We start from the raw sequence: 8,676 nt of genomic DNA on the forward strand, positions 1-8,676 counted from the left end.
CCCTCCCGGCCGTGGCCGCCCCCTGGCACGCTCCCGGCACGCCCCTCGGCGAGACACACCGCACCGGGCGCACCACCCTCCGAAGAGTCAGAAAACGATCAAATCTGATCAACAAATGCTCACAATCAGCGACTTATTTCGTCACTAAGACGGCATAGAAGCGACGGAAACGATGATTTGAGCAACTGGGCGTAGCACTGCCTGTACGAAGCGTTATTCTCCTCAGACGCATACGGGACCCCGCCAGTCGCCACGACGGGTGAACGGTTCCGCACTGCTCGTGATGGAAGCTCTGCCTCTGGGAGTCCCGTGTACCCACACGTCGGGGTTGACGCCTCGGGCCTGGCTACGCTCCGCGCGGCGGTCCTCGACCACTTGCGCGGTTTTGTCCCCACCGCGTACGCCGTCCCCGCCCTCGCCATGCCCCGCCTTGCCACCACCAGCGGCCCTGCCGCACCCTGCTACGCCCTGGCCGACGGCTTCAAGGAGGGGTCGGCGCGCGGCGCGCTCGCCGAGGGGCGCCGGCCGGGCGGGGGGCGTGGGGTCGCCAGACGGAGCAGCCGGGGCGGCTCAGGCGCCTCGGCCACCGCCCGCAGACCCACCGCCGACAGCGACAGCGCCCGCATGATGGAGCTGGTCGAACGGGCCCAGGCGGGTGAAGCCGAGGCGTTCGGCCGGCTGTACGACCAGTACAGCGACACCGTCTACCGCTACATCTACTACCGCGTCGGCGGAAAGGCGACGGCGGAGGATCTCACCAGCGAGACGTTCCTGCGCGCCCTGCGCCGCATCTCCACCTTCACCTGGCAGGGCCGCGACTTCGGCGCGTGGCTGGTCACGATCGCCCGCAATCTGGTCGCCGACCACTTCAAGTCCAGCCGCTTCCGGCTGGAGGTGACCACCGGCGAGATGCTCGACGCCAACGAGGTCGAGCGCAGCCCGGAGGACTCCGTGCTGGAGTCCCTGTCGAACGCCGCGCTCCTGGAGGCCGTGCGGAAACTCAATCCACAGCAGCAGGAATGCGTGACACTGCGCTTCCTCCAGGGCCTGTCGGTCGCCGAGACCGCCAGAGTGATGGGCAAGAACGAGGGCGCGATCAAGACCCTCCAGTACCGCGCCGTACGCACCCTGGCCCGTCTGCTGCCCGACGATGCCCGCTGACCGACCTCAACTCACAATCGGTGACGCCTCGATGACGCACTGGTCCGATCATCTTTCGCGCGTAACCCAAGTGCCGCGACACTCGTTGACCGGGATGCAGGCTCCCTGTGGTCACGCCATGCCCGCAGCCACTCACTCGATCGTGTGGCCGCGTTCACGGCGTGCAACCTTCCAGACGCCCAGGGGAGTCGACCGTCATGACGAGAGGAGGTGCCGCCAGTGATCGCGAACGTATCGGCGCACCGGCGGGCGAACGCCTTCGCCCAGGCCTTGGAAGACCAGGCAGCCGGACAGCCGGACGATTCGGTCGAATCGACCGAGCGTGGCAGGCTGTTGGCTCTGGCGACCGGTCTCGGCGAGCTGCCGAGACCGGAGATGGATCCCGAGGTCAAGGTGGTGCAGCGAGCACAGCTCGTGGCAGCCATGGAAGCCATGCTCCAGGAGGGCACGGCCGCCGGGAGCGCGGCCGAGGGTCCCACGGTGCCCGAGCAGCGGACAGGCCGCCACAGGGCCTCTCCGCTCCGCCGATTGCGACCGCGTTCCCGCTGGTCGAAGGGGCTCGCGGCCGGCGGTCTGACCGTCGGCGTCGCCGCCGGGGCCCTCAGCGGAGTGGCCGCCGCCAGTTCCGACGCCCTCCCCGGTGACACGCTGTACGGGCTGAAGCGCGGGATGGAGGACATCCGGCTGGGCATGGCGGACGGCGAATCCGACCGTGGCGAGCTCTATCTCGACCAGGCGTCCACCCGCCTCAGCGAAGCCCGCCGGCTGATGGAGCGCGGCCGGGCGGGCGATCTGGACCATGAGTCGCTCGGCGAGGTCCGCCGCGCGCTGAACGGCATGCGCCATGACGCGCGGGAGGGCCACCGCCTGCTCCACGCGGCCTATGAACGGGACGGCTCGCTCGGCCCGATCCAGAAGCTCAACTCGTTCTCCCGCTCCCACCGCGACGCGTGGAACGGGCTGCGGGACCGTCTCCCGGCGCAGCTGACGGACGTGGGCGAGGAGGTGAGCGACGTCTTCGACGCCATAGACCAAGAGGTCGGTCCGCTCCAGTCCCTGCTGCCCAGCCCGCCGGAGCAGGGCCGCGGCTCCCACCGGAGCCCCGGCGTCACCTCCCAGAGCAACGGCGGCGCCCCGCCCTCCAGCAGGGGTACGGCCTCATCGGCGCCCGAGGCCCCCGACAGCCAGTCGGGCTCGGACGCCGCCAAGCCCCGCCCCTCGGGCTCGACCGCCCCGGAGGAGGAAGGACTGCTCGGCGGTGCCGGGGACAGTCTGTTCGACCAGCCTTCGGACACCGTCTCATCCAGCCCATCGGGCAAGACGTCGACCACCCCCGAGCCGGATGTCACCATCCCGCCCATCCTGCCGGGCCTTCTCCCGGGCCTCGGCCTGAACGCGGAGGACGAGAGCTAGCCTCCCCCGACACCACGGAGGGCGGGCAGGCTGAATGCGTTCAGCCTGCCCGCCCTCCGCGTTCCTGCCTCCGGCAGCCGGCAGCCGACAGCCGACAGCCAGCCTCCGGTTCAGAAGAACACCGACCGCCGCTGCACCAGCAGCTTGTACAGCGTGTGCTGAATCTGCTCCCTGACCTGATCCGTCAGATTGAACATCAGCATCGGGTCGTCCACGGCGTCCGCCGCATAGCCCTTGGTCTCGATCGGCTCCCCGAACTGAATCGTCCACTTCGTCGGCAGCGGCACCGCCCCCAGCGGCCCCAGCCACGGAAACGTCGGCGTGATCGGGAAGTACGGCACACCCAGCAGCCGGGCCAGCGTCCTGGCGTTCCCGACCATCGGGTAGATCTCCTCCGCCCCCACGATCGAGCACGGGACGATCGGCGCCCCCGCCCGCAGCGCCGTGGAGACGAAGCCGCCCCGCCCGAACCGCTGGAGTTTGTACCGCTCGCCGAACGGCTTCCCGATCCCCTTGAACCCCTCCGGCATCACCCCGACGACCTCACCGCGCCGCAACAGCCGCTCGGCGTCCTCGGCGCAGGCGAGCGTATGCCCGGCCTTCCGGGCCAGCTCATTGACGACCGGCAGCATGAACACCAGATCCGCGGCGAGCAGCCGCAGATGACGCCCCGCCGGATGGCTGTCGTGCACGGCGACCTGCATCATCAGCCCGTCCAGCGGCAGCGTGCCGGAGTGATTGGCCACCACCAGGGCCCCGCCCTCGGACGGGATGTTCTCGATGCCCTTCACCTCGACCCGGAAGTACTTCGCGTAGAGCGGGCGCAGCAGCGACATCAGCACCTGATCGGTGAGCTCTTCGTCGTACCCGAACTCATCGACCTCGTACTCACCGGTGATCCGCCGCCGCAGAAACGCCAGCCCGTCCGCGATACGGCGGTCCAGGCCGCCGCCGTCGCCGCCCCCGGACGGCGTACCGCCCGCGGCAGGGCCCGTGGGCTCCTCCCCGCCCTGGGGCGTGCCGGGGGCCTTCGCGGCCCGCCGTGCCCTCGGCAGCGAGGTCACCGGAGCCTCACGCACCGCTTCGGCCCCGGGCTCGGCCTCCGGCCCGGCGGCAGCCGGCTCCACGGCCCCCGGCCCGGACGCCTTGGCCCCAGCAGCCCCGGCAGCTCCGGCCGCCCCAGCAGCTCCGGGGGTCGCCGCGCCCCGCCGTCGCGCCGCACGCTGCGTACCACCGCCACGGGCACGGTCGTCGTCGAACGGAATGACCTTGGCGTCCGCCATCGTCCCTACACTCCTTCTCCGGCGCCGCTCCCAGCGGCCGTCCCGGTCGCCGTCCTGTCCGCCGCCCGGACCCCCAGCCGCTCGGCGTCCCGGAGCGACTCCCCCATCCGGTCCACCGCCCTCGCGAGGGACGCGGGGGGCAGCAGCCCCGGCCCCCGGCTGCGGGCGAAGTCCGCGAAGGTCTCCGCGGTCGTGAACGTCGCTTCGAAGCCCAGTGTCTCGCGCATCTGGGCGGTGCTCACCACCCGCCCATGGGTGAGCAGCCGGATCTGCTCCGGCGAGAAATCCGTGACACCGACCGTGCGCAGCGCCGAACCTATCCAGGTGACCGCGGGCAGCAGCACCGGCACCGTGGGCCGCCCCAGCCGCCGTGCGCACTGGGACAGCAGCAGCACACCCTCACCCGCGATATTGAAGGTCCCGCTGTTGAGCGTCCCGCGCCGTGGCTCGTGCAGCGCGATCCGCAGTACGTCGATCACATCGTCCTCATGGACGAACTGAAGCCGCGGGTCGTAGCCGAAGACGGTCGGCAGAACGGGCAGCGAGAAGAACTCGGCGAGCGGCGAGTCGGCGCACGGCCCGAGGATGTTCGCGAACCGGAGGACGCATACGGCGACATCGGGTCTGCGCCGGGCGAAGCCGCGGACATATCCCTCGACCTCGGTCGTGTCCTTGGCGAAGCCCCCGCTCGGCAGGGACTTGGGGAGGGTGCTCTCCCGGAAGACAGCGGGGTCGCGGGGGGCCGAGCCGTACACATTGGTACTGGACTTCACCACCAGCCGCCGGACGGTCGGCGTCTTCTGACAGGCCCCGAGCAGCTGCATGGTGCCGATGACATTGGTCTCCTTGACCGCCGCCCGCCCACCGCTGCCCAGGGGGGTGCCGGTGACATCGAGATGGACGACGGTGTCCACGCCGTGCTCGGCGAGGACCCGGCCTATCGCGGGCCGGCGGATGTCGGCACGGACGAACTCGGCTCCGCCGAGCTGATGCTCCGTTCCGACGGCATCGACGCCGATCACCCGTTCCACCTCGGGGTCCTGCTGGATACGCCGTACGAGACGGGCTCCGAGCTGGCGGGCCACGCCGGTGACGAGCACGACCTTTCCCAAGATCAGCGCCTTCCCTCAGGTCGAATGGGCCGATGGGCGGCTCCCAGCGTCACCGTAGCGTCTCGGTGTTGCGCTGTGATGACCGCGGGCGGGTCCTTTGCGGGAAGCTGCGCCGGGCGGACGCACCGCGGCCCCCCCACCATGGTGGTGGGAGGGCCGCGATGACACGTACAGCTGTCGCTTTACTTCTTGTTACGACGCTGAACGCGGGTGCGCTTGAGCAGCTTGCGGTGCTTCTTCTTAGCCATCCGCTTGCGCCGCTTCTTAATAACAGAGCCCACGACTACCCTCGCTCACTTCTCTTCACTCGGTGCGGGGCGTCTGGGCCCACACGACCTACGTCGGTCCAGCCTACCCGCCTGAGCATCGAGGTTGTAATCCGAGGGCAGCCGCCCGGTTCCGCTAGGCGGATTCGACCCCCACGAAGGACTCGCGGAGGTAGTCGTGAACCGCTTGCTCCGGCACCCGGAAGGACCTCCCCACCCGGATCGCCGGCAGATGACCGCTGTGCACCAGCCGGTACACCGTCATCTTCGACACCCGCATTACCGAGGCGACTTCCGCCACGGTAAGGAATTTGACCTCGTTGAGAGGCCTCTCGCTAGCAGCAGCCATGACCCACCTGTACCTTCCGCACATGACGCACACCGGCTTCCCCTCCGGTGACTCTTCGTCGCTGTGCGCTCACTCCCCAGACTAGGGGCGGGTGGTGCGAGTGGGGAAGAGGAGCAGCCATCGGCCGCCTACTGTGACAGACACGCTCGATTGAGTACATAGCGTGTCAGCGGTCCGTAGTAAGAAGACCGCACTGAGTCATCAAGCGGGACCGTTACGGCGATGAGCCCCTCGGCCTCTCCGACGAAGAGCGCGGGGTCGTCGACATCGGCCAGGCCGATGGCCGCAAAACCCAGCTGACCTGCCCCGCAGACCCAGCCGTGGTCTCCCACGACCAGGTCCGGCAGGGGGCCTCCGCACTCCGCGAGCCCCTCCAGGGCGGCGCGGACGGGGAGGGGGGAATGGGTGTGTGCGCCGGTTTCACCACACGTTGCCCGTGCGCCCCTTCCCCGCACCAGCGCGACTTTCCGTACGTACGCAAGGTGGCAAGTACGTACTCCGAACCGGGTCGTTATGTCGATACATCTGCCCTGCGCGGGGGTGAGAACGGAACAGCCAGCCGCCGACAAAGCGTCTGCCAGCCCGCCGTAGAACCCGAGCAGCCGGTGCGGATGACCGGTTCCCAGCAGCACCGCTCCCCGGCGGGCCGCCACCTCGCCCAGCCGGTCGGCGAAGGCGTCGAGCGCGCGGACGGTCCGGTCGGGGTCGATGACATCGTGCCCGTAGGCGTCGGCGGGGTCGGACGGGACCCCGCACTTGTCGGCCATCAGTGCGATCACCTCCCGCTCGCTCCACTCCCGTTCCGGGCCGAGGCCGAGGGTGACCCGGGGATCGCGTGCGGCGAAGAGCCGGTAGCTGCGCAGACTCTCCTCCCGCAAGGTAGCCACGGTCCCGGCCAGCCGGGCCGTCAGCAGATGCGCCCGCAGCGCTCCGGTGCTCACCACGGAGCCGATGCTGCCCCAGGCCGGTGACAGCCCGCACGGAAAGGCCCCGGGCGCACCACGGTTGGCCTAATGACGCCGTACGCGCACGGTCAGGCGAGCAGCCCCCGCAGGGGGTACACCGCCCGCCGGGTCGCGAGCACCGCCTGGTCCAGCCGGTCGGCGGGGTCGTATCCGGCCCCCCAGTCCCGCCAGCGTGGCGTCCGGCCGTCCGTCATCCGCCGGGGCCCCGGCTGCCGGGTCCGCGCGTACACCAGGTCCCGCCAGGTCTCCGGAATCATGGACTCGGGGTCCACGGGCCGGTGCGCGGCGATCCCGACCAGATGCGTCCATGACCTCGGCACCACGTCCACCACCGCGTAGCCACCGCCGCCCAGGGCGATCCACCGACCCTCCTCGGTGTACTCGTGGGCCAGCGTGTGGCACGCCTCCTGTACGGCCCGCTGGGCGTCCAGGGAGACCGCCAGATGGGCGAGCGGGTCCTCGAAGTGCGTATCGGCCCCGTGCTGGGTCACCAGCACCTGGGGCCGGAAGTCCGCCAGCAGCTCCGGCACCACCGCGTGGAAGGCCCGCAGCCATCCCTCGTCGCCCGTTCCGGCGGGCAGCGCGACATTCACCGCCCCGCCCTCGGCCGGGCCGGCGCCGCCGGTCTCCTCGGGCCAGCCGGTGCCGGGGAACAGCGTTCTCGGGTGCTCGTGCAGCGACACCGTCAGCACCCGTGGATCGTCCCAGAACGCCGCCTGGACGCCGTCCCCGTGGTGCACGTCCACATCGAGATAGGCGACCCGCTCGGCGCCCAGCTCCAGCAGCCGGGCGATCGCCAGCGAGGCGTCGTTGTAGATGCAGAATCCGGCCGCCGAGCCGGGCATGGCGTGGTGCAGTCCGCCCGCGAAGTTCACGGCGTGCGCGGCCTGTCCGCGCCACACCGCCTCGGCGGCCCCCACCGACTGCCCGGCGATCAGCGCCGCCGCCTCATGCATCCCGGCGAACGCCGGATCGTCCATGGTGCCGAGCCCGTACGCCTGATCGGCGGACCGGGGCAGCGCGGACGCTGCGCGGACGGCGGCCACATAGTCCTCGCGGTGGACGAGCCGGAGGGTCGAGTCCCCGGCCGGCTTCGCGGCGACCACATCGACGGCGCGATCCAGCTCGTAGGCCCGCACGAGCTCCATGGTCAGCGCGAGCCGCACCGGGTCCATCGGATGGCTGTCCCCGAAGTCGTACGCCGTCACCGCTTCATCCCACATCAACAACGTACGGCTGCTCATGCCCGCCACGGTATCCGCCCCGGCCAGACCGGTCATGATCAGGGCGGCTGGGGCATGGTCAGGACGGCCGGGGTCAGGACGGCCGGAGTCAGGCGAGGAGCGCGGGCAGCTCCGCCATCGAGCTGAACCAGCCCTTCGCCCCCGCCAGTTTCCCGGCCGGCGTCATCGCGGTGAACCCGTACACATCCATCCCGGCGGCCACCGCCGCCGCGACCCCCAGCGCACTGTCCTCCACCACGACACAGCGCTCCGGGGCCACTCCCATCCGCTCCGCGGCGTACAGGAACAGATCGGGCGCCGGCTTGCCGCGCCCCACATCCTGCGCGCTGAAGATGATCTCGTCGTGGAACCAGAGATCGAGCCCGGTCTTCCGATGGCCCACCCGGATCCGCTCATGGCTCCCGGAGGACGCGAGGCAGTACGGAACCCCGTCCGCCGTCAGCTTTCCCAGCACCTCGGTGACCCCGTCGACGGCTTGCAGCTCCCGCTCGAACGCGGCGAAGGTGCGCGCGTTCAGCGTCTGGTCGAACTCCTCCGGCAGCCGCTGCCCGGTCCTCTCCAGCACCAGATCGTGCACCCGGTGCACCGCGGCCCCCATGTAGTCCCGCAGCGAGTCCTCGTACGACGTGGGGTGGCCCAGCTCGGTCAGATACCCGGCCAGGATGGTGTTCGCGACCGGTTCGCTGTCGACGAGCACACCATCGTTATCGAAGATGACGAGGTCATAGTTCATGTCCCCACCCTAAGAGGACTTTCGTCATGGAATGTCATGGCCATGACATTCCATGACGCTTAAGACTTTTGAACGCAGAAAAGCCTCGGTTCCCGGACATTCAATGTCCGGGAACCGAGGCTATCAAAATTTGTTCGGCGGCGTCCTACT

Annotated in this window: 9 protein-coding genes; 2 read left to right on the forward strand and 7 right to left on the reverse strand. The window is 70.0% G+C overall.

Annotated elements, in window-relative coordinates:
• Nucleotides 1–309: 309 nt before the first annotated feature.
• Nucleotides 310–1,161 carry an ECF subfamily RNA polymerase sigma factor, BldN family gene (locus FF041_RS08045; protein ID WP_323371171.1) on the forward strand — a complete coding sequence of 284 codons (852 nt, stop codon included), beginning with the start codon at nucleotides 310–312 and terminating at the stop codon, nucleotides 1,159–1,161.
• A gap of 219 nt (nucleotides 1,162–1,380) precedes the next feature.
• A complete protein-coding gene (locus FF041_RS08050; protein WP_323391436.1) occupies nucleotides 1,381–2,574 on the forward strand; it encodes a DUF5667 domain-containing protein in 1,194 nt (397 codons plus the stop codon).
• 110 nt (nucleotides 2,575–2,684) lie between these two features.
• Here FF041_RS08050 and FF041_RS08055 read toward each other — a convergent pair whose 3' ends face one another.
• The 7 genes from FF041_RS08055 to FF041_RS08085 all read right to left on the reverse strand — a co-directional run bounded on the left by FF041_RS08055 (nucleotide 2,685) and on the right by FF041_RS08085 (nucleotide 8,526).
• Entirely contained in the window at nucleotides 2,685–3,857 is a 1,173-nt protein-coding gene (locus FF041_RS08055) for a lysophospholipid acyltransferase family protein (protein WP_153521661.1), read from the reverse strand.
• A gap of 5 nt (nucleotides 3,858–3,862) precedes the next feature.
• The gene (locus FF041_RS08060; protein ID WP_153521662.1) at nucleotides 3,863–4,969 is read right to left on the reverse strand and encodes an NAD-dependent epimerase/dehydratase family protein; all 1,107 of its coding nucleotides are present in this window, start codon (nucleotides 4,967–4,969) and stop codon (nucleotides 3,863–3,865) included.
• Between the two features lie 182 nt (nucleotides 4,970–5,151).
• Nucleotides 5,152–5,250, reverse strand: coding sequence for a 30S ribosomal protein bS22 (locus tag FF041_RS08065; RefSeq protein WP_003948845.1), 99 nt, complete (start codon nucleotides 5,248–5,250; stop codon nucleotides 5,152–5,154).
• 121 nt (nucleotides 5,251–5,371) lie between these two features.
• Nucleotides 5,372–5,584: a helix-turn-helix domain-containing protein gene (locus FF041_RS08070; RefSeq protein ID WP_194291963.1), complete on the reverse strand. Its 213-nt coding sequence runs from the start codon at nucleotides 5,582–5,584 to the stop codon at nucleotides 5,372–5,374.
• Nucleotides 5,585–5,712: 128 nt separating this feature from the next.
• On the reverse strand, nucleotides 5,713–6,528 hold the full coding sequence (locus FF041_RS08075) for a phosphatase (protein WP_323391437.1): 816 nt from the start codon (nucleotides 6,526–6,528) through the stop codon (nucleotides 5,713–5,715).
• 89 nt (nucleotides 6,529–6,617) lie between these two features.
• The gene (locus FF041_RS08080; protein WP_194291964.1) at nucleotides 6,618–7,793 is read right to left on the reverse strand and encodes an acetoin utilization protein AcuC; all 1,176 of its coding nucleotides are present in this window, start codon (nucleotides 7,791–7,793) and stop codon (nucleotides 6,618–6,620) included.
• Nucleotides 7,794–7,881: 88 nt separating this feature from the next.
• Nucleotides 7,882–8,526, reverse strand: coding sequence for an HAD family hydrolase (locus FF041_RS08085; RefSeq protein WP_153521664.1), 645 nt, complete (start codon nucleotides 8,524–8,526; stop codon nucleotides 7,882–7,884).
• Nucleotides 8,527–8,676: the final 150 nt, after the last annotated feature.

Source organism: Streptomyces jumonjinensis (genome assembly GCF_009600885.1).
GTDB classification, from domain to species: Bacteria; Actinomycetota; Actinomycetes; order Streptomycetales; family Streptomycetaceae; genus Streptomyces; species Streptomyces jumonjinensis.